We start from the raw sequence: 19827 nt of genomic DNA, 5'->3' as shown, positions 1-19827 counted from the left end.
GCGGCTCTTTGCTTCCCTGTCGCGCGTTGAGCAGACCAGTGAGCCGACGGGCGGGGGCAGCACGGATCCCGCCTACCCCGGTCGGACATCGTGGTCGCGGACCGGGCAGGATCTTGGGACAACACCGGCCGGTGACGGTGTGCCCGGCTGACCGCCCGGCGGATCGGTGCGACCCTGGAAGAGGGACGTGCGCGCAGGTGGCCAGGCGGCGAAGAGCAGCAAGCAACGGACGACGGTGGCCGGCGGTCGTCAGCGAGGGAGACGGAACATGAGCGAGGGAAACCGGGACGGCCGGGACGCTGAGTCCGAAGGCCCCCGCGACGACGAGGGCCAGGAACAGAACAAGAAGAACGAGCCGGGCGACGCCCCCCGGGGCGGGACCGGACCGCGGATCGGCTTCGGTTCCGACCTGCCCACCGGTGGCCAGGGCAGCGCGCCGAAGAACCCGCCCGGCGGCGACCCGCAGGACCCGCTGGCCGGGCTGTTCTCCGCGTTCATGGGCGGCGGCGCCGGGTCCGGCGGGCCGAACCTCCCGCCGGACCTGCTGAACAACCTGCCCCCGGGGATGATGAACCTGCCCGGGATGCCCCAGGACCCGCAGTCGCTGCAGGCCATGCTCGCCTCGGTCCAGCAGATGCTGATGACCGGTGGCGACGGCCCGGTGAACTGGGACCTGGCCACCAACGTGGCCCGGCAGGCGGCGGCCGAGGGCGGCGACCCGAGCGTGGGCGAAGCCCAGCACCGCAAGGTCGCCGAGGCGCTGCGCACCGCCGATCTGTGGCTGGACCGGGTCAGCGACCTGCCCGCGGCCACCGGGCGGACCGAGGCCTGGAGCCGCGCCGAGTGGATCGAGAACACGCTCGGGGTCTGGAAGATCGTGGTCGAGCCGGTCGCCCTGAGCGTCGGCGAGGCGATGGCCAAGGCGCTGACCGAGCAGGCGCCGCCGGAGATGCGCGCGGTGCTGGGCGGGGCCCTGCCGATGATGCGCAAGATGGGCGGCACGTTCTTCGGGGCGCAGCTGGGCCAGGCCCTGGGTGGGCTCTCGCGCGAGGTGATCGGCGGCGGCGACGTGGGCCTGCCGCTGCTGCCGGCCGGCAAGGTGGCGCTGATCCCGGTCAACCTGAGCGAGTTCGGCAGCGGCCTGGGCCTGGAGGAGGACGAGGTCCGGCTCTACCTGGCGCTGCGCGAGGCGGCTCACGCCCGGCTGGTGGCCGGGGTGCCGTGGCTGCGCTCGCACCTGCTGGCCGCGGTGGAGGAGTACGCCCGCGGCATCGTGATCGACACCGACCGGATCGAGTCGGCCATCCGCGACATCGACCCGAGCGACCCGGCGGCCATGCAGCAGGCCCTGGCCTCGGACATCTTCGAGCCCGAGCGCACCCCGCAGCAGCAGGCCGCGCTGGACCGGCTGGAGGTGGCGCTGGCCCTGGTCGAGGGCTGGGTGGACACGGTGGTCGACGAGGCCGCGCGCACCTCGCTGCCGCACGCCTCGGCCCTGCAGGAGACCATCCGCCGGCGGCGGGCGGCCGGCGGCCCGGCCGAGCACACGTTCGCCTCGCTGGTCGGCCTGGAACTGCGGCCGCGACGGCTGCGGGAGGCGGCTGCGGTGTGGTCGGCTCTGACCGCCGCCCGGGGTGCCGCCGGGCGGGATGCGCTGTGGGCACACCCGGACATCGCGCCGGGTGAGGCCGCGCTGGCCGATCCGCTGGGCTTCGCCCAGGTGGAGCCGCAGGCCGACGACATGGACGCCGAGCTGGCCAAGCTGCTCGACGGCGGGCTGGACGACCCGAAGAGCCCGGACGAGCCGAAGAAGGACGACGACGAGAAGTGAGTGACCTGTCCCAGGGCGGCGGCCGGCTTCTGGAGGATGTCGGCGCCGCCCTGCGCGATGCCCAGCCGGACGGTCCGGCCGAGCGGTTCGAGCAGACCTCCTGGCTGGCTCTGCTGGCCAGCACCGGCGACGGGCTGCTGCGCCGTGAGCAGGCTCCGGCTCATCTGACCGCCTCGGCCGCGGTGCTCAGCCCCGACGGCGCCCAGACCTGCCTGGTGTTCCACCACAAGATGCAGACCTGGGTGCAGCCCGGCGGCCACTTCGAGCCCGGCGACACCAGCGGTTCCCAGGCTGCGGCCCGTGAGGTGCTGGAGGAGACCGGCCTTTCCGGGCGGGTGGCCGGGGTGCCGGTGCTGCTGTCCCGGCACCCGGCGCCGTGCGCGCCGGGCGTGGTGGACTGGCACCTCGACCTGCAGTACCTGATGCTCGCCGAGGTGCTGCCGCCGACGCCCAGCAGCGAATCGCCCGACGTCCGGTGGTGGCCGGTCGGCGGCCTGCCGGAGAACCTCGCCTCTGGGGTGCCCGAGCTGATCCAGCGGGCGGTGCAGGTTCTGAAGGCTTAGGACTTCTGAACGACTAGGACGCGGGCGCGGTGGGCCTCGGCGCTGAGCTCAGCTCGTCCGCGATCGTGTCGTCGAGGTCCTCGTCGTCCACATCGGTCTCCCGGGCCGGCGGCCGCGCCTCGCCCTCCTCCGCCTCGTCGTCCTGATCTGCGTGGGCGGCGTGGTCGGCAGGGTTGTCGCCGTCCGGGGAGAGACCGGGCGGGTCGTCGTCGGCCGGCAGGTCCCGCGCCGCCGAGAACCCCTCCAGGAATCCCCGGGCGCGCTCGGTGCGGGGGTAGGTGTCCAGCAGCGACCAGAAGTCCGGGCCGTGGCCGGGCTCGATCAGGTGGGCGAGCTCGTGCAGCAGCACGTAGTCGAGTACCCATGAGGGCATCCCCAGCAGCCGGGTACTCAGCCTGATCGAGCGGTCCGCCGGCGTGCACGACCCCCAGCGGGTGTTCTGGTTCTGGACCCAGGTGACGCTCGCCGGAGTGGCCAGCCCGCGCAGGTGACGTTCGTTCAGGGTGACCGCACGCGTCATCAGTTCCTCGTCGCCGGGGCGACGGCGACGTTCCTGGGCGGACAGGCGCTCGAGCATCCGCTGCACCCATTCCCGCTCCTGGCTGCGGGTGAAACGGGCCGGGATGAGCACCACGGTCCGGCCGCCCTCGCGGTAGGCCGTCACCGTGCTGCGGCGCCGGCCGCTCCGGCGCACCTCGACCCGGGGGTCGTCCGCCGGTTCCGGCGTGCTATTCGCCACGTGGGCACGGTACCCGGCGAAAGCCCCGGGAAGCTGCCTTCCGCAGCCAAGTGATCGCACAACCGCAGCTACGTCTTGCGTCTTCGGGCAGTCGCCGAGCGGTCGGCAGCCGTCTGCACGATCGGGCAAATCGGATACATCCACAGCCCGAGGCGCTTTATCCACAGGGTTGTCCACAGGTGGATGCAGGACCGGTGCAGCCCCGCATGCCCGAACCGATTGACGGCACGCCGGGCACCTTCTAGCGTGAGTCACCAGGGCTCCGGGTATCGATCTTCGCGCGCTGGGGAAGGCGCACGGTGATCGGCCCGGGGCCCATTTTCATGCCGGCGATCATGTGGCAGTTCTAACTGCGAGTACCGGACACGCCGTTATAAAACCGACATATTACCTCGGTCCACGGCCCTCCCGGCGCGCCGATTAGCCGTCTAAGCAGGCACAACCCGCGCTCTGAGCTAATGTGACGTCCCGACCGGTCCGGGGAGTCGCTGCGGAAGGCGTCACGCCCAGTCAGGGCACCGCCTCGTCACGAGCGGTCGATGCAGCCAGATCCACACACAAGCCGTAACCAGGAGCGAAGATGTCGGACACCTACAGCGGCGAGTTCTACTGCGTGAAGTGCAAGGAGAAGCGCCAGGCCGAGGGCAAGGTCGTGGAGACCAACGGCCGGCGGATGGCCAAGGGCACCTGCCCGGTCTGCGGAACGAACCTGAACCGCATCCTCGGCAAGGCCTGACCAGCACGTTCAGGCATTCGCGGGGCCCGGTGAGCGGGCTCGCGCGACGCACTCGGCAGGCCCGCAGGCACCACCAGCAGGGCGCGGGCTGCCGAAGGTGCACCGGTGGCGGGTTCCGGGACCGAAATGCGGGTCCGGGCCGCCACCACGGGGGTTTTGCCCCCAGAGTTATCCACAGCCCGATGCGGTCCTGTGGACGATCCTCCGCACGAGTTCGCCCCGCCTGACACCCTGCTCGGGTCGAAGGGGGAACGACTCGTGCTGTTACGTCTGAAGCCGGGGCTCCGGCGGGTCTGGCGGGATCCGGGCACGCTGCAGATCGGGATCTCCCGGCGGCGCGGTGCCGTGATCACCGGTCTGGCCCCGCAGGACGTTCCCTTGGTCGAGGCCCTACGCCACGGCGTCGACCCGGCTGCCCCCGGTGGTCTGTCCGCGTACGGCGATCCCGATCGCGGCCGGGCCCTGGTCCGGCTGCTCGCCGCCTCCGGCGTGCTGACCGGCTCCCGGATCTCCGAGGCAGCCCGTCTCGGTCCGGCCGCAGCCCGGCTCACCCCCGACGCCACGGTGTGGTCCGCGGTGTATCCGAGCGCGGGCGACGGCTGGCGCCTCCTTCTGGCCCGGGCCGGCGCTCTGGTGGTGATTCACGGCGCGGGCCGGCTCGGCACCACGCTCAGCGCCACCCTGGCCGCTGCCGGTGTGGGAACCGTGGTGGTCCGCGACAGCGGCCGGGTCACCGCCGCCGATCTTTCCCCGGCCGGGGCCGGGCTTCCCGATCTGGGCCGCACCCGGCAGTCGGTCGGGCACGACGTGGTCCGCCGGGCCGGAGGCCATTCCGAGCGCTCGCCCGCCCGCACCCGAGGCCTGGCCGACCTGGTGGTCCTGATCGAGCACGGCAGTGCCGACGCCACCCGGGCCGACCGCCTGATGAGTGCTGATGTTCCGCACCTGGCCGTGGTGGTGGGCGAGGACGGGGTGGTGGTCGGCCCGCTGGTCCGGCCGGGCCGCAGTCCGTGCCTGCGGTGCCTGGATCTGCATCGGTGCGACCGGGATCCGCAATGGCCGATGGTGCTGGCGCAACTGCACGAGCAGAGTTCTCCTGAGCCGGAAGAGAGCGCCAGTGCCGGTCTGGCCGCCGGCCTGGCTGCGCTGCAGGTGCTGGCCCAGCTCGACGGGCGGGTGGAGCCGGCTGCCCTGGGCGCCACCCTGGAGGTGGAGCTGCCCGACGGCCTGACCGCTCGGCGGCTCTGGCCGGTGCATCCCGCCTGCGGCTGCACCTGGGCCACCCCGCCCGCCGACGAAGCGTCCAACCGCAATCCGGCCCGGGGGGCCAGGTGAACGCCGGGCTCGACGATCCGGCCGGAAAACCTGGAATCGGGGGCCCACCGGGCGCGCGCGACACAGGACAAGCAGGGAGAATGCTGACCGTGACAGATCTGCCGCGTCGCGCGGTCACCCGGACGGCGAAGCTCGCTTCTCTCCCGCTGACCGCCGCCGGGCGCACCGCCCTCGGCATGGGCAAGCGCCTGGGAGGCAAGCCGGCCGAGCTGGTCGCGGCCGAGATGCAGGCCCGCACCGCCGAGCAGCTGTTCCGGGTGCTGGGTGAGCTCAAGGGCGGGGCGATGAAGTTCGGCCAGGCCCTGAGCGTCTTCGAGGCGGCGCTGCCGGAAGAGGTGGCCGGACCCTACCGGGCCACCCTGACCAAGCTGCAGGACTCGGCTCCCCCGCTTCCCGCCGCGACCGTGCACAAGGTCCTGGCCGAGCAGCTCGGCCCGCGCTGGCGCACCAGCAAGTTCCGCAGCTTCGACGACCGGCCCGCCGCGGCCGCCTCGATCGGCCAGGTGCACAAGGCCGTCTGGCGCGACGGCCGGCCGTGCGCGGTGAAGATCCAGTACCCGGGGGCCGGAGCCGCCCTGATCTCCGACCTGAACCAGGTCACCCGGGTGGGCCGGGTGGCGGCGGGCTGGATCCCCGGTCTGGACGTCAAGCCCATCCTGGACGAGCTGAAGGCCCGGATGGTCGAGGAGCTCGACTACACCCTCGAGGCCAAGACCCAGGCCCGGTTCGCCAAGGCGTTCCGCGGGGACCCGGTCTTCGCCATTCCCGAAGTTCTGGTCAGCAGCGAGCACGTGATCGTCAGCGAGTGGCTGGAGGGGGTGCCGCTGTCCCAGCTGATCGCCTCCGGCACCCAGGAGGAACGGGATCTCGGGGCCCGCCGCTACATGGAGTTCCTGCTGGCCGGTCCGGCCCGCGCCGGGCTGCTGCACGCCGACCCGCACCCGGGCAACTACCGGCTGCTGGAAGACGGCCGCTTCGGGGTGCTCGACTTCGGCGCGGTCAAGCGGCTGCCCGACGGGATGCCGCCGGAGATGGGCCGGCTGCTCACCCTGGCCCTGGCCGGGCGGTCGCAGGAAGTCGTCGAAGGGCTGCGGGAGCTGGGCTTCATCAAGTCCTCGATCAAGATCGACGGCGAGGCCCTGCTGACCTATCTGGCCCCGTTCGTCGAGCCGATCCGGCACGAGACCTGGCGTTTCGAGCGGGCCTGGATGCGCTCGCTGTTCACCTACGTCAACGACGTGCGGCGGCCGGACTGGACGATGGGCCTGAAGCTCAACCTGCCGCCCGAGTACCTGCTGATCCACCGGGTCTGGCTGGGCGGGATCGCGGTGCTCTGCCAGATCGACGGCGACGTGCCGGTGCCCGAGGTGCTGGCCGAGTGGCTACCGGAGTTCGACGCCGGTGCGGTCGAGCCGATCTGAGGGCTGCGCTGAACGGGCGCTGCAGTGACGAGCGCCACATCCAGCGGTCGCAACCGTTCCTTCACAACGGCCGTCGTAGTAGGTGCGAGTGAGGGCGCTTACCGGTGCGGGCCATACCTGGAGGGGGTCATGGCCCGCACCGGCTGACCCTGAGTAGCCACCGCGCCGTGCCATCCAAGGCTTCCCGCAGAAGGTGCCAAAATCCCGCACACGGGCTGCGACCAGCCTTTCCGCCTTTTGGGGCATGCTCACGCAGGGTTGTCGGCCGCTCGAGCCGACCGCCGGGCCGACGCTCACCCGACATCCAAAAGGCGAGATGAGCGTCCCATATTTCAAGACAAAGGAATGCCTCCGCCCCCGTTCGGGGGACGCCCAGATGTCGGGCAGATATCCGCCGGACCGGTGAAGCGACATCCGCGCGTTACTCGAAATGCGTACCCTGAAACCCATGAATGGCTCACTGCGTTCAGAGGCCCGCCCCACCTCCTCCCCCGACTCCGCGCGCCGGACTGCGATCCCCACGCAGGCCGACCCGCACACTCACTGCCGCAGCTGCCTGACCCCCGCCCCGGACGGCTTGTTCCGGGTCGTCGGGGCCTGGTCGCTGATCAACGGCGTCGCCATCTGGGACTGCGAAAGCTGCGCCCGGAAGCGACTTCTGGAGATCGAAGACGGTCAGGACGTACGCACCGTACGGCGCTGACCCGCGCACTGCACCACCGGCCGTCCGGGCACCTCACGCCCTTCGGCTGATCAGGTTGCCGCTCCTGCCCGAAGACCAGAAGGCTGGAGCGGCTCCGGCACCGTCGCCGGGAAGTCCCTCGCAATCCGGTGAGGGACAAGCCCTTACCGGCACGACCGCAAATTCTGCGGGCCAGATCCGCAGATCATTTTCGTGGGGGGACGAATTCCCCACGATCAGGCCATTCGCCGGCCGTGAGAAATGCCGACTGCCCAATCCACCTCATAGACCGCGTTCACCTGGCGTTCAGATAGACGAAGCCCGGTCCTTCGTCGCGGTAGGTAACCCCCAGTTGCCCACAGACATCGGCCAGCGCCGGTGCCCACGAGCCGGTGACCGACTCGTCCGCCGTCTCGAACCCGTGGTCGGCCGTGAGCAGGAAGGTCACCTCCTCGCGCAGCCCGAGCGAGTCCAGCCGGGCCAGGAACCCGCCGAGCCGCCGGTCCGCGTCACGCAGACTGTCGCGGGCGATCGGCGAACGCGGCCCGCCGGCGTGATGCCCGGCGTCGGTGATCACCGAGGCCCACCAGGTCAGGTCCGGAAGGCCGGACGGATCGGCCCACTCGCCCAGGACCTGCTCGAGCCCGGCGTCGTCGACCTGCGTGGCCCAGCGGAAATAGCGGTCGGCCAGATGCTCGGGGTTCCCCAGGTAGGCGCTGTGCTCCGCCGGGGGCAGCAGATTCGAGACGCCCCCGTCCAGCGAGCGGATCACCTGCATCGTCGACCAGGTGGCCCCACGGTCGACCGCCTCGTTCACACAGATACTCCGGGCCCCCAGCATCTCGAAGACCGTAGCCACCTCCGGCCGGAGCCACTCGGCGCTGCGGTGCCAGGTGCTCTCGTCGTTGGCGTTGATCTGCTCGCCCCGCGCCCGGTCGTAGAAAACGTTGCCGAGGATTCCGTGCCGGCCCGGCCCTACCCCGGTCAGCGCCGAGGTGTGGTTCGCCAGAGTCACGCTGGGGAACTCGGCCACCGCTCCCCCGGTCAATGCCAGACCGTCGGACAGCAACGCCGCCACGTTGGGCAACTCTCCGGACGCGGCCAACTCCAGCAGGTCCGAACAGTGAGCGCCGTCCCAGAGCAGGCCAACCACGTAACGGCCCGGAGTTCCGTCCACCACCCACGCGGCACCGTCAAGGCCATCGGGTACCGGAACACCGGCCAGGCTCAGAAGCGTCGGGGTCACGTCGACCATGCGGGCGTAACCCTCGATCGGGCCGCGTTTGGCTACCCCTGCCCCGGACAGCAGAAATGGCGCCCGGGACTGAATCACGTCGAGGGAGCCGTGTTCGCCGCGGTGGCCGCCAGTATCGGGGAAGTAGTGCGATGGGGTGTGAACGATGACAACGTCGGGGCTGCGGTCGGCGTCGGCGAAGAAAGACAGCAGGCGCCGGGCGGGTTCGGGGTACGCGTTGCGCCGGTTCTCTGGGGACGGGTCGGCGCATTCTTGGTCATACGGGAGGAACGCGAGCGGGTCTGTGTTGGCCACCGGGTCGCTTCCGGCGATGACTTCGTGCCGCTCGTCGGGGTGCAACCGGACCACGCCGTGCTGTCCGTGGACCGTCACCGCCCGCTGCCCGTCGGCGTTTTCGACGGGGTAGGCCACCAGGTCGACGATCGCGGCGAACTCCGGTGCGGTCAGGGCCTCGGCGATAGCGACGGCAACGGCATGACGACTCATGAGCCCGACCCTACGGGCGTGAATCAGGCTCCGCGGGCGTGAAGGTCGTCGGCAAAACACGAAGTGGGTGCTGACCACCCCCTCCGATGGTCAGCACCCACCCGAATCCGAGACGCTATGCAGAGTCAGCGCGTTGCGCCGGTGATACATCCACGGACAGAAAATTTCAGCCGGTGACCGCACGAAGGGCCGGGATCACCTTGGTCCACAACGCGCGCCGGGTGCGGCGGTTGGCACGACGGACGATGGTCGCCCACCGCTCGTCGGCCGCCAGCCGCAGCGCCTCGTCGTGCTCGATCTTGATCAGCTCGAAGTTGTACAGATTGGCGTGCATGGCATTTCCCCCTAGGAAACGAAATCACTGACTGAGAAAGACGTTCCGGATGCCGGCACTGGAAGCCGCGGCGGGTGGCCGCCCGATCCCCCGAAGAGGATCAGGCCGCCACCACGACCTTGCGCGGCCGGCCCCGGGGGCGCTTGCGCGGAACGACCACGCCGGCGACGAAGAGCTCGCCGCCCCAGACCCCCCACGGTTCGTGCCGGTCCAGTGCTCCGGCCAGGCACTCCTGGCGCACCGGGCAGTCCTGGCACAGAGCCTTCGCGTGCTCCACATCCGTCGGAGACTCGGCGAACCAGAGTTCCGCGTCGAACACCCGGCATGGCATCTCGGTGGAGATCGGGTCGACCTCTTCCACCAAGGCGTCGAGCAAGGCGGTGAGCTGCACGGGTTTCATCCCCCTCGGGTTGTTCTCCCGGCTCGGGCCGGAAGCTGTTTCATCTCTCGCTACATCGGAAACGGGCGTTTGTTTCATCACTGGATCCGTAAACCCTTGCCAGACAACGAAAAAGCCGTGGACCCCCAGCGGGGTCCACGGCTTTTGGCGAGGCCGGAAAGGTGGGTTGCCTATCCGGAGCCATCGCTGGCCAGTGACCCGTAACGGGGCTTGGAGGACTTGGAGTTCGGGCGCACGGGGGTCGGACGACCCGCTTCGGCGCCGGCAAAGCCACCGGTGGCGCTGTTCCAGGTGCTATCCAGGGACAGTTCGGTGACCTGCTGCGGGCAGACTCCACCCGTGCTCATGAGCAGGGTGGCGCCGACGCGATACCGGCCTTCGGCCAGGGCTGAGCCCATCAACGGGGCGCCCGAGGACGAGGTGGTAACCGTGCTCCGCGATTGAATGTTCATCGTGTTCACGTCTTACCCACCTCCAGTCATACTCGGGCCGGCCTTCTTCAGGCCGAGCCGCAGGGCGGTTGTCCCCGATCGGCGACAACGTGTTGAGAGTAGACGCCCCCGTGCTCGAGGGACAACGTATTTAATGGCGAATACTTCGTAGCACCCACCCGAACGGGCTAGAAAAACCGGCATTCCCGTTGCTGCACAAGATCTTTGGATTGATCAAAAAAGTTTCGGGAGTGCGTCGGGCCGGTGTCGGAACCCGCACCTCAGCCGGGCGGGACCCGCTCAGCGGTTGAGCACCACCAGGACACCGAACAGCACCGGCAGCGCCCCGAAGCACAGCAGTAGTCCCATCCGGGTGGGCAGCGCCGGGGCCGGGACATCCGGATCGAGAGTTTTGCCGCCCTGCCGCAGCACCAGTGACGCGATGACGAAGCCGAGCAGCGGGACGATCACGCCGTACTGCAGGAAGCCAGGATTGTTGCCGGTGGTGAGGAAGCCGATCAGCTGGATCACCATGATCGCCAGCGCCGCGACGCCGTAGACCGCGAAACCCCGCATCCCCGGGCCGCTGGCCGGCAGCAGGTTCGGCTGGAGCGCCCGGTTCGCCGCGTCTGCCCCCTGCCGGTCGGCCGCGTCGATCAGCCGGGCCACCTGGGAGAGCTCGGTCTGCGGCTCGACCGGTCCCTGGGGCCGGGCCCCGGCGCCGGGAGTGAACTTCAGCCCGGTCTTCTGCGCGAATGCGGACATGCCCCGGCGCTGGGTCTCCAGCCGGGCCTGCAGCGAGTCGGCGTGATCGGACATCTCGGCCGCGCCTTCGCGGATGCCGGCGGTCCGGGCGTTCTCCTGGGCCCGCACCTCGTCCAGCCGCCGGGCGTACTCGGTGTACTCCGTCCAGCCGCGGGCCGGCACCGGACCCGGAAGCGCTTCCATCAGGCGAACTCCTCGCTGTAACGGCCGGGCGTCACGAACGGCACGATCAGGTCGTCCTTGTCCTCGTGCCGGTCGATGAACAGGGCCCGGTTGTGCCGGGGCTGCCACTGCAGGTGCACCCGCCCGATCAGCGAGCCCACCTCGTTGCCCTTGACGTTCAGGGCGACGATCCCGGCCACGTCGTCCTTGCCGGAAAGACCCAGGTCGTCGCTGAGCCGCCGGACCCCGCGCCACCAGCCGAACACGTGCACGCCCCAGCCCGGGCCCTCGCGCAGGACGGTCCGGAAGTCCTCGATCGCGGCGCGGGAACGGCCCTCCTTCTGCTTCAGCGTGGAGGAGGCGGCGTCGGCGCCGTAGACGAACAGGTACTGCGGATGGTCTCGGTCGGCCGAGGCCCCGGCCGCCAGTTTCTGCAGCAGTTCCTTGTACTGGGTGAGGTTGGGCATCGAGACCTCGTGCCCCTGCCCCCGAAGCCGGGTCCGCAGCTCCTCCACCGTGTCCTCGGCCGTCCCGACCAGGCTGATCAGGTGGAAGGTGGCGGTGCCGGGCTCGTGCTGCTTGGCCAGGCTGATCGCGGCCGAGGTGAGCACGTCGGCGCCGACCAGCGAGGTGCCCAGCACGCCCAGGTGCCGGCCGGGCGAGGAGTCCAGGGCGAAACCGGCCGTGTGCAGGCCCACGTCGACCTGCCGGCCGACCGCCACCACCTTGCGCCGCCCCCGCCGCACCGGCAACGGCGCCTCGTCCACCGAGTACTCCGCGTACCCGATGAAGACCGCGGGCTCCGGGGTGCCGGGGGTGCGCATGTCCCACATCCGGTGCCGCAGGGTGTGCAGACTGGCCGGGTCGGCGAACGGGAAACGGGCCCGGCGGTTGGCGCTGACCACCCCGGCGCCGTGGTTCAGGATCACCTGGCCGGTGGGCAGCGCAGCGGCCGCGTCGTTGTTCAGGCCGAGGATGCCGCCCCCGCCGGAGAGCGCGACCCGCATCCCGAACTGCCCGAAGATCGACGTGCCCTTGGTGAACAGCGCCTCGATGCCGGAGATCGACTGGCTGGCCATGATCAGGTGGATGCCGTACGAGCGGCCCTTGCGGGCCACCTCCTCCAGCAGCGCGACCGCCCGCTTGGCGGTGTCGTCGTTGCCCTGGAACAGCACGTGGAACTCGTCGATCACGGTGACGATCCGGGGCATCGCGACGTCGGCCCGGGCGCTGCGCAGAGCGCTCAGGCTGGTCACCCCGGCGCGCTTCATCTCCCCGGCCCGGCGGCCCATCTCGCGCACCAGGTCGGCCAGCACGGCCACGCCGTACTCCCGGTCTGACTCCACCCCGACCGTGCGGGCGTGCGGCACCCAGGTGGGATCGTTGGCCGAGGGCATGAAGTCCGCGAACGAGACGCCCTCCTTGAAGTCCAGAAGGTAGAGCGACAGTTCGTCGGGCGAGTAACGGGCGGCCAGACCGTAGAGCACGTCCAGCAGGAACACCGTCTTGCCGGAACCGGTGCGCCCGGCCACCAGCCAGTGCGGGGTGGCGTCGTCCAGGGAGACCGTGGCCTCGCCCCGGCCGACCCGGCCGACGGTGGTGCGCAGCCCGTCCACCGACGAACCCTGCCACAGCTGCTTGGGCACCAGCGCATCGAACGACAGAGCGCTGTCCGACTCGGCCTTGGCCACCAGTTGCCGGCAGAGCTCCTCGATCAGGCCGGCCGGGGGCGGCGGGTCGAGGGTGACGGTGGCGTTCAGGCCGCGGCCGTCGGCGCCGAACGACGAGCCGGGCGGATCGCTGATCCGGAAGTGCCCGCGCGAGGACTGGTCGGTCGAGATCAGCGTGGTGTTCTCCAGGCCGGTCTCCCAGGACGATCGAGACAGGCTCGGGTAACCGGCCAGCAGCAGGTGCACCCGGGCGGCGGGGCCGGCGTGCGCCAGTGCGCTGATCCGGGCCAGGTCGGCCCGGGTGCAGTTCGCGGGCAGCGCGGCGGCCACGATCACCAGCACGTCGGGCGAGCGTTCGAGGCCCGACTGGACCGCGTGGACCTGGTCCTCGGCCTCGGTGAGGAGCTCGCGGAACTGGTCGGTCTCGCTGACCGGGCGGTTCATCACCCCGGCCGGGATCAGGCTGTGGAAAGGGGCCAGCGGGGCGCCCAGAGCACCGCCGTCGATGGCCAGGATGCGCAACTGCCCGGCCGGGAAGCCGGCGATCAGCCGGGTGATCACGCTGCGCAGGAGCCCGGCCACCGCGGGATCCCGGGCATCGGCGTCGAGCGCGATGTGCCCGGCCCCGACGAACGGCACCACCACCGGGAATCCGACGCCGGGCAAGGGCTGGGCGTCGGCCACCCGGATCATTGACGCCTCGCCGGGCCGGGCCGAGCGTTCCAGGGGGAAGCGTTGCTCGCCGATCACCGGCCAGGGGGCGCCGAGCCACTGCGGGGCGGCCTCGGCGGCGGCGCGTTCCAGCCGGGCGGCGAGCGCGGTCTGCTGCTGGGCCGACTCGTCGTTGTGGGTGGAGTCGGCCTCCAGCCGGTCCAGCCGCTCGCGGACGGCGGCGAGCAGCCCCCAGGCCTCGAGATGCGTCGCTATCGCGCGCTCGAACAAGGCCTTCGCGCTGACCACCGAGAGATCCTCCGAAAAGCGACCGATCCGTCACTGGACACCTTAGGCGGTGTAAGTGTCCGAAGGCGCGCGATGGCGGCGCCGGGCTGGTCTCAGGGGGTTTCCCATTCCAGGCCGGGCAGCGATTTTCCGGCCAGCACGGCCAGCACGTCATCGCCGAACCGCTGGAGCTTGGTCGCCCCGACTCCCGGCACGCCGGCGAGCTGCCCGGGCTCGCTCGGGTTGGCCTCCGCGATGGCCATCAGCGTGGCGTCGGTGAAGATCACGTAGGGAGGCATCCGGGCGGCCTCGGCGGCGGCGGTACGCCAGTCGCGCAGCCGCTGCAGCGTCTCCTCGTCGTACCCCGCCGGGCAGGACGAGCAGCGGCCCACCTTGCGTTCCACCGCGCTGGTGAGCGCCCGGTTGCAGAGTTTGCACAGGGCCGGGGGCTTTTGGGATTTAGGACGGGTCTCGCGCGCCTTGGGCGGGCGGCGCTCGGCTACCGCGCCCTGCCCGCTCTCCACGAACAGGCCGTCCAGGAAGCGCGAGGGGTTACGGGAGGCCCGGCCGCCCGGGTTGCGGGATCGGGCCCACGAGAGGTTCAGATGCTCCCGGGCGCGGGTGATGCCGACGTAGAACAGCCGGCGTTCCTCCTCGACCGCGTCCCAGTTCTCGGCGAACGAGATCGGCATCAGGCCTTCGGACAGGCCGATCAGGAAGACCGCGTCCCACTCCAGGCCCTTCGCGGCGTGCAGGGAGGCCAGCGTGACCCCCTCGACCGAGGGCGCGTGCTGGGCCGAGGCCCGCTCGTCCAGTTCGGTGACCAGGTCGGACAGCGTTGCCTCGGGGCGGGCGACGGCCAGGTCGTCGGCCAGCGCGGCCAGCGCCTGCAGTGACTCCCAGCGCTCCCGCACCCCACCGGCCTGTACCCCGGTGGGCGCCTCGGGCGTCCATCCGCAGTGCGAAAGGACGTCTCTGGTCGCCTCCCCGAGGGTTCCGTCACCGAGGCCGCCGCGGGCGGCGCCGCGGATCAGCATGACGGCCTCGCGCACCTCTTTACGGTTGAAGAACCGCTCCCCACCGCGCAATTGGTAGGCCAGCCCGGCGTCGGCCAGGGCCTGCTCCACCTGCTCGGACTGGGAGTTGGTGCGGAACAGCACGGCGATCTCACGCGCCCGCACGCCGTCGTCCAGAAGGGCGGAGACCTGCTTGGCCACTGCTGCCGCTTCCGCGCTGTCGTCGTCGTGGGCGGTCAGCCGGGGCGCCGGGCCGGGGGGCCGCTGGGCTCGCAGTTCCAGCGGCGGCGGGCCGGAGGTCTTCACCCGGCGGGCGAGCAGACGGTTGGCCAGGGAGACGATCTGCGGCGTGGAGCGGTAGTCGCGGACCAGCTTCACCACCGTGGCGTCCGGATATTCCTGCGGGAACTTCATCAGGTGCTCCGGGCTGGCGCCGGTGAAGGAGTAGATGGTCTGGCTCGGGTCGCCGACCACGCACAGCTCCTTGCGCTCGCCCAGCCACTGGCTGAGCAGGCGCTGCTGCAACGGCGAGACGTCCTGGTACTCGTCCACCACGAAGTGCCGGTACTGCCCGCGGACCTCGTTCGCCACGTTGGGGTGGCTCTCGATGATGCCCGCCATCAGCAGCAGGACGTCCTCGAAGTCGATCATGCCGCGATCGGTCTTGGCCTCTTCGTAGACCCCGATCAGCCGGGAGACCGCCTCCAGCGGAAAGCCCCCGGGCTCACCCCGGCCGGCTGCCCGGGCCGCCCGGATGTAGCTCTCGGGGGTGAGCAGCATGACCTTGGACCACTCGATCTCGGCGGACAGGTCCCGTACGGCGGTGCGGTCGACGGTCAGGCGCAGCCGGGCGGCCGCGTCGGCGACCATGCGCGCCTTGTGCTCCAGCAGCTCCGGGGGTCGGCCGCCGATCACCCGGGGGAAGAAGTAGCCGAGCTGGCGCAGGGCCGCAGCGTGGAAGGTGCGCGCCTGGACTCCCCCGACGCCGAGTTGGCGCAGGCGGGTGCGCATCTCCCCGGCGGCGCGGGCGGTGAACGTGACGGCCAGAACGTGCTGGGGTACGTAGACGCCGGAGTGCACGCCGTAGGCGATGCGGTGAGTGATCGCGCGGGTCTTGCCGGTGCCGGCGCCGGCCAGCACGCAGACCGGGCCGCGCACGGCCAGGGCGACCTCCCGCTGCTCCGGGTCCAGCCCGGCCAGCATGCCGTCGGCACCCTGATGGAGGTGGGCCGGATTCGTCATCGGGGCATCCTCTCAGGTGACTCGAGGCGGCCGGGAACAGAGCCCCGTGCCACGATGTTGAACGCTCGACGAGTTCGACCGAACTGGAAGGACAGCTTCGATGGACGCCCCGGCTCCCGGCACGATCACGATGTTCAGCACCACCTGGTGCGGCTACTGCCAGCGGCTGAAGAGCCAGCTGAAGCGGGAGGGCATCGGCTACACCGAAGTCAACATCGAAGAGGTCCCGGACGCCGCGGACTACGTGATGTCGGTGAACGGCGGCAACCAGACCGTTCCCACCGTGGTCTTCCCGGACGGCACGGCCGCCACCAACCCGTCGCTGGCCGAGGTCAAGTCCCGGCTCGGCGCCTCGGTCTGAGCTCCCGGAGCCTGAACTGACCCCCAGGGAACTGGCCACGCGGATCGCCCGGCAGCTGACCGAGCTGCTGGGTGACCGCAGCGGTTCCGACCGCCCGCGGCTGCGCCTGGGCGTCGACGGCCCGGTGGAGCAGGACACCGCCGGGCTGGCCGACGAGATCGCCGCGGTGCTGGCCGAGCAGGCGGTACCGGTGGTCCGGGTGAGTGCCCGGGACTTCCTGCAGGGACGCTCGGTGCGGCTGGAGTACGGGCACGACGACCCGGACTCGGCCTACGACCTCTGGTACGACTTTCCAGCGTTGCGCCGCGAGGTGCTGGACGCGCTGCTGCCGGACGGCCGGCACACCTATCTACCCCGGCTGCGCGATCCCGACACCGATCGCTCGGTGCGGATTACCCCGCAGCCCGCGCCTCCCGGCACGGTCGCCGTTGTCGACGGCCGGTTTTTCACCCGAGGGGACGTTCGCGACGGGTTTGATCTCGTGGTTCACCTGGACGTGTCGTCGGGTGCTTTAGGACGTCGGTTGCCCCCTGAGGAGGCCGAGCGCACCACGGGCGCCTGGTTGCGTTACCTCGCCGAGGACGAACCCACCCGGCACGCCGATCTGGTGGTCCGCTTCGACCACCCGGACCGGCCTGCGCTGCGAACTGCCTGAATGTCGCCCGCCCGCACCGACGGCGACCTTCGCCGCCGCCGGTGACCGCAAACGTCCCCAAATTCTGGTTCTCAGTTCTTCACCAGGCGGCCGGGTCGTCCGGGATCGGGGCGCCGAACCAGTCCTCGATCAGCCGGCGGGCGATCGAGACGGCGGGCGGCAGGATCAGCCGGCCCTCCTTGATGTCGGCCTGCAGTTCTTCCCGGCTCCACCAGCGCGCATCGTCGATCTCGACCTCGTCCACCCGGATCTCGCTGGACAGCGCCTCGCCCCGGAAGCCCAGCATCAGCGACGACGGGAACGGCCAGGGCTGACTGCCCCGGTAATGCACCGCACCGACCAGTACACCTGACTCTTCGGCCACCTCCCGGCGCACCGCGTCCTCCAGCGACTCGCCCGGCTCCACGAAGCCCGCCAGGGTCGAGTAACGGTGTTCCGGCCAGGCCGCCTGCCGCCCCAGCAGCACCCGGTCGTCCGGGCCGACGACGGTCATGATCACCGCCGGGTCGGTGCGGGGGTAGTGCTCCCGGCTGCACGCCGGGCACAACCGCACCCAGCCGCCCTGAATCACGTTCGTGCCGGTGCCGCAGTTCGCGCAGTGGGTGTGAAAACGGTGCCAGGCGATCAGCGCGACGGCGGTGGTGAAGATGCCCGCGCCGGTGTCGTCCAGCAGCGCGCCGACCTCACGCAGCGAGGCCCAGCGCACCCCCTCTGGCGTGGGCGGACGCTCCGCCACGGAGAGCGCGAGGTACCCCCGGCCCTCGCCGTCTACTCCCAGGAAGAAGTACGGGGACTCGCTTTTCAGCCCACTGACCGAGTTCGCGGCCCACAGCTGCAGCGTGGGCTGGGCGGAGATCGCGGTCTCGCCCTCGTGGAACAACGCGACCAGGGTGCGGGGGTCGGCGAGCAGGGTCTCGATCAACTGCGGTTCGGAGCGGCGGACCGCCGCCCGGTCGAGCGTCGATCGGGACAGGGAAAGACGCTCCAGAGACATAGCCGCACCCTAATCGGGTTCTGCGGTTACGGTTACCTGGTGCCTGCCCGATCACCGCTCTCTCTGGCAGCGCTCGCCTCCGCCGCGGTCAACGGACTGGAGCCGATGCGCACGCAGACTGTGGACGCGAACGCCGACGACGTGGACACCGCCCTCATCGAGGACAACCTGAGCCGGCACTGGGTGGTGCGCGCGCCCCGCAACGACGTGGCCAGCATGCGCCTGGACGCGGAGTCCGAACTGGTCAGCCGGCTGCGTTCCTGGCTCCCCTTCGGTCTGCCAGAGGCCGAGGGGGTGGCCGCGCTCCCCAACGGCAGCCGCGCGCTGGTCCATCGAAAACTGCCGGGGAGGCCGATTCGCCCCCTGGAGTTGCTGCACCGCTCGGCGCTGGCGGTTTCGTACGGCGAGGCGATCGCGGCCATCCACAACCTGCCCACCCGCCTGGTGGAAGAGGCCGGACTGCCGATCTACACGGCCGAGGAGTACCGCTTCCGCCGACTGGCCGAGCTGGATCGGGTGGCGGCGACCGGCCTTACCCCCGTCCGGCTGCTGACCCGCTGGGAGCACGCGGTGGAGGAGGTCGGCGCCTGGCGGTTCGTCCCCTGCGTGGTGCACGGCGACCTGGCCGGCGACAACGTGCTGGCCGAGGGCGAGGCGGTGACCGGGGTGATGGAGTGGTCCGAGACCCGGGTCGCCGATCCGGCCGACGACCTGGCCTGGCTGTCGATCGGGGCGACCGAGCCGGTGCTGCCCGTGGCGTTCAAGGCCTACCTGGAGGCGCGCGGCGAGGCAGTGGACGTCGACCTGCGCCGGCGGGCCCGGCTGTCCGGGGAGTTCGCGATCGCCCGGTGGCTGCTGCACGGGGTCCACACCGACGACGCGGGGATCGTGGACGACGCGGTGCAGATGCTGGCCGACCTTGAGGCCGGAGTCGGTGACCAGCCCTGGTGAAGGCTCTCCCCTGAAGGTCGCCTCTCTGAACCTGTCCTCCGGGCGTAGCTCTCGGGGGACCGACGCCGGGCCGCAGGCACTGGCCGAGGCGGTGCGGACGCTCGATGTAGACGTGTTGGCCTGCCAGGAGGTCGACTTCGCGCAGCCCCGCTCGGGGCTGGTCGACCAGACCGCCGAGATCGCCCGGGCCATGCAGACGCCGTACGCCAGATTCGCGCCCACGGTTCTGGGTACCCCCGGTGAGCCGGGCTGGGAGCCCGCTCTCCCTGCGGAAGGTTCGCACCCCGTCCCCAATTCCGAGTACGTACCTTTCAGCACTGACGCCCTTCCGCGGTACGGGGTATGCCTGGTGTCGCGCCTGGAAGTGAAGCAGTGGCATGAGCTGCGGCTGGCCCCTTCTCCCGGACGATTCCCGATGCCGGTGCCCGGGCGGATGATCTGGCTACGCGACGAGCCTCGGGTTGCCCTGGCGGCGGTGCTGACCAACGGGGTGAGTGTGGTCTGTACTCACCTTTCTTTCGTACCGGGGGTGAACCTGCGCCAGCTTCGCCGGATCCGGCGCTGGCTGAACAAGCTGCGACTGCCGGGGCCGGTGCTGATGCTGGGCGATCTGAACATGCCCCCGCTGCCGGTACAGCAGGCCACCGGCTGGACTCCCCTGGTCAGCGGTGCCACCTTCCCCGCACTGCGTCCGGGGGTACAACTCGACCACGTGCTGGGGGTCGGCCTGCCGCCGGGAATCAGTGCCCGAGGAGAGCTCGTGAGTGATCTTCCGGTCGGCGACCATCGTGCCGTTCGGGTGCATCTGGACCTGCGCCCCCGCTAGTTTCGCCCGATCAGGGACGTTTGGCGATTCTTC

The 19827-nt window shown here is 70.8% G+C and carries 18 protein-coding genes and 1 pseudogene; 10 read left to right on the top strand and 9 right to left on the bottom strand.

The features are described from left to right. The first annotated feature begins 268 nt into the window (after nt 1-268). Both LR394_RS22295 and LR394_RS22290 read left to right on the top strand, forming a co-directional pair. On the top strand, nt 269-1831 hold the full coding sequence (locus LR394_RS22295) for a zinc-dependent metalloprotease (RefSeq protein ID WP_231445032.1): 1563 nt from the start codon (nt 269-271) through the stop codon (nt 1829-1831). After that, nucleotides 1828-2394, top strand: a complete 567-nt coding sequence (locus tag LR394_RS22290) for an NUDIX hydrolase (protein WP_231445030.1) — start codon at nt 1828-1830, stop codon at nt 2392-2394. Before LR394_RS22295 ends, LR394_RS22290 begins: the two co-directional genes overlap by 4 nt. 214 nt (nt 2395-2608) lie before the next feature. On the opposite strand, the pseudogene LR394_RS22285 reads toward LR394_RS22290, so the two are convergent. Then, a pseudogene (locus LR394_RS22285) lies at nt 2609-3133 on the bottom strand (SprT-like domain-containing protein); the annotation flags it as partial. A 580-nt stretch (nt 3134-3713) separates the two neighbouring features. On the opposite strand from LR394_RS22285, the gene LR394_RS22280 reads away from it, so the two are divergent. The 4 genes from LR394_RS22280 (at nt 3714) to LR394_RS22265 (ending at nt 7328) form a co-directional block, all read left to right on the top strand. Continuing rightward, nucleotides 3714-3869, top strand: coding sequence for a DUF5679 domain-containing protein (locus LR394_RS22280; RefSeq protein WP_214154278.1), 156 nt, complete (start codon nt 3714-3716; stop codon nt 3867-3869). A gap of 258 nt (nt 3870-4127) precedes the next feature. Then, nucleotides 4128-5204 (top strand): ThiF family adenylyltransferase, encoded by a 1077-nt coding sequence (locus tag LR394_RS22275; protein WP_231445026.1) that lies wholly within the window; start codon nt 4128-4130, stop codon nt 5202-5204. Nucleotides 5205-5293: 89 nt separating this feature from the next. After that, entirely contained in the window at nt 5294-6625 is a 1332-nt protein-coding gene (locus LR394_RS22270) for an ABC1 kinase family protein (protein WP_407937104.1), read from the top strand. A gap of 448 nt (nt 6626-7073) precedes the next feature. Beyond that, nucleotides 7074-7328, top strand: coding sequence for a hypothetical protein (locus LR394_RS22265; RefSeq protein ID WP_231445022.1), 255 nt, complete (start codon nt 7074-7076; stop codon nt 7326-7328). A gap of 274 nt (nt 7329-7602) precedes the next feature. Here the strand turns inward: LR394_RS22265 and LR394_RS22260 are convergent, their stop codons facing one another. The 7 genes from LR394_RS22260 to LR394_RS22230 all read right to left on the bottom strand — a co-directional run bounded on the left by LR394_RS22260 (nt 7603) and on the right by LR394_RS22230 (nt 16007). Continuing rightward, the gene (locus tag LR394_RS22260; protein ID WP_231445020.1) at nt 7603-9048 is read right to left on the bottom strand and encodes an alkaline phosphatase family protein; all 1446 of its coding nucleotides are present in this window, start codon (nt 9046-9048) and stop codon (nt 7603-7605) included. 166 nt (nt 9049-9214) lie between these two features. Beyond that, a complete protein-coding gene (locus tag LR394_RS22255) occupies nt 9215-9382 on the bottom strand; it encodes a hypothetical protein (protein ID WP_231445018.1) in 168 nt (55 codons plus the stop codon). Between the two features lie 100 nt (nt 9383-9482). Further along, nucleotides 9483-9863, bottom strand: a complete 381-nt coding sequence (locus tag LR394_RS22250) for a WhiB family transcriptional regulator (protein WP_407937099.1) — start codon at nt 9861-9863, stop codon at nt 9483-9485. 89 nt (nt 9864-9952) lie between these two features. Then, nucleotides 9953-10234, bottom strand: a complete 282-nt coding sequence (locus tag LR394_RS22245; protein ID WP_231445016.1) for a hypothetical protein — start codon at nt 10232-10234, stop codon at nt 9953-9955. A gap of 279 nt (nt 10235-10513) precedes the next feature. Further along, the gene (locus LR394_RS22240; RefSeq protein WP_231445015.1) at nt 10514-11161 is read right to left on the bottom strand and encodes a hypothetical protein; all 648 of its coding nucleotides are present in this window, start codon (nt 11159-11161) and stop codon (nt 10514-10516) included. Next, a complete protein-coding gene (locus tag LR394_RS22235) occupies nt 11161-13770 on the bottom strand; it encodes an FtsK/SpoIIIE domain-containing protein (protein WP_231445012.1) in 2610 nt (869 codons plus the stop codon). Before LR394_RS22235 ends, LR394_RS22240 begins: the two co-directional genes overlap by 1 nt. A 92-nt stretch (nt 13771-13862) precedes the next feature. Then, the gene (locus tag LR394_RS22230; protein ID WP_231445010.1) at nt 13863-16007 is read right to left on the bottom strand and encodes an ATP-dependent DNA helicase UvrD2; all 2145 of its coding nucleotides are present in this window, start codon (nt 16005-16007) and stop codon (nt 13863-13865) included. Between the two features lie 100 nt (nt 16008-16107). Here LR394_RS22230 and LR394_RS22225 point away from each other — a divergent pair, with 100 nt between their 5' ends. Together LR394_RS22225 and LR394_RS22220 are read left to right on the top strand one after the other, a co-directional pair. Beyond that, the gene (locus LR394_RS22225; protein WP_231445008.1) at nt 16108-16368 is read left to right on the top strand and encodes a mycoredoxin; all 261 of its coding nucleotides are present in this window, start codon (nt 16108-16110) and stop codon (nt 16366-16368) included. Nucleotides 16369-16492: 124 nt separating this feature from the next. Continuing rightward, nucleotides 16493-17023 (top strand): nucleoside/nucleotide kinase family protein, encoded by a 531-nt coding sequence (locus tag LR394_RS22220; RefSeq protein ID WP_231445006.1) that lies wholly within the window; start codon nt 16493-16495, stop codon nt 17021-17023. 79 nt (nt 17024-17102) lie between these two features. Here the strand turns inward: LR394_RS22220 and nudC are convergent, their stop codons facing one another. After that, nucleotides 17103-18017 carry an NAD(+) diphosphatase gene (gene nudC / locus LR394_RS22215; protein WP_231445004.1) on the bottom strand — a complete coding sequence of 305 codons (915 nt, stop codon included), beginning with the start codon at nt 18015-18017 and terminating at the stop codon, nt 17103-17105. 39 nt (nt 18018-18056) lie between these two features. On the opposite strand from nudC, the gene LR394_RS22210 reads away from it, so the two are divergent. After that, the gene (locus LR394_RS22210; protein ID WP_231445002.1) at nt 18057-18968 is read left to right on the top strand and encodes a phosphotransferase; all 912 of its coding nucleotides are present in this window, start codon (nt 18057-18059) and stop codon (nt 18966-18968) included. Then, nucleotides 18952-19794, top strand: a complete 843-nt coding sequence (locus tag LR394_RS22205; protein ID WP_231445000.1) for an endonuclease/exonuclease/phosphatase family protein — start codon at nt 18952-18954, stop codon at nt 19792-19794. The genes LR394_RS22210 and LR394_RS22205 overlap by 17 nt, the downstream gene beginning before the upstream one ends. The last annotated feature ends 33 nt before the right edge of the window (nt 19795-19827 follow it).

It is taken from the genome of Kineosporia babensis (genome assembly GCF_021129305.1).
Lineage (GTDB): Bacteria > Actinomycetota > Actinomycetes > Actinomycetales > Kineosporiaceae > Kineosporia > Kineosporia babensis.
Note: the sequence above shows the minus strand (reverse complement) of the source record. Positions and strands in the feature narration are given on the sequence as shown.

What these genes read in the sequence shown, in the direction of transcription:
- LR394_RS22230 (WP_231445010.1), bottom strand. Translation starts at nt 16,007, where the DNA reads ATGACGAATCCGGCCCACCTCCATCAGGGTGCCGACGGCATGCTGGCC.
- LR394_RS22240 (WP_231445015.1), bottom strand. Translation starts at nt 11,161, where the DNA reads ATGGAAGCGCTTCCGGGTCCGGTGCCGGCCCGCGGCTGGACGGAGTAC.
- LR394_RS22245 (WP_231445016.1), bottom strand. Translation starts at nt 10,234, where the DNA reads ATGAACATTCAATCGCGGAGCACGGTTACCACCTCGTCCTCGGGCGCC.
- nudC (WP_231445004.1), bottom strand. Translation starts at nt 18,017, where the DNA reads ATGTCTCTGGAGCGTCTTTCCCTGTCCCGATCGACGCTCGACCGGGCG.
- LR394_RS22255 (WP_231445018.1), bottom strand. Translation starts at nt 9,382, where the DNA reads ATGCACGCCAATCTGTACAACTTCGAGCTGATCAAGATCGAGCACGAC.
- LR394_RS22260 (WP_231445020.1), bottom strand. Translation starts at nt 9,048, where the DNA reads ATGAGTCGTCATGCCGTTGCCGTCGCTATCGCCGAGGCCCTGACCGCA.
- LR394_RS22280 (WP_214154278.1), top strand. Translation starts at nt 3,714, where the DNA reads ATGTCGGACACCTACAGCGGCGAGTTCTACTGCGTGAAGTGCAAGGAG.
- LR394_RS22295 (WP_231445032.1), top strand. Translation starts at nt 269, where the DNA reads ATGAGCGAGGGAAACCGGGACGGCCGGGACGCTGAGTCCGAAGGCCCC.
- LR394_RS22265 (WP_231445022.1), top strand. Translation starts at nt 7,074, where the DNA reads ATGAATGGCTCACTGCGTTCAGAGGCCCGCCCCACCTCCTCCCCCGAC.
- LR394_RS22225 (WP_231445008.1), top strand. Translation starts at nt 16,108, where the DNA reads ATGGACGCCCCGGCTCCCGGCACGATCACGATGTTCAGCACCACCTGG.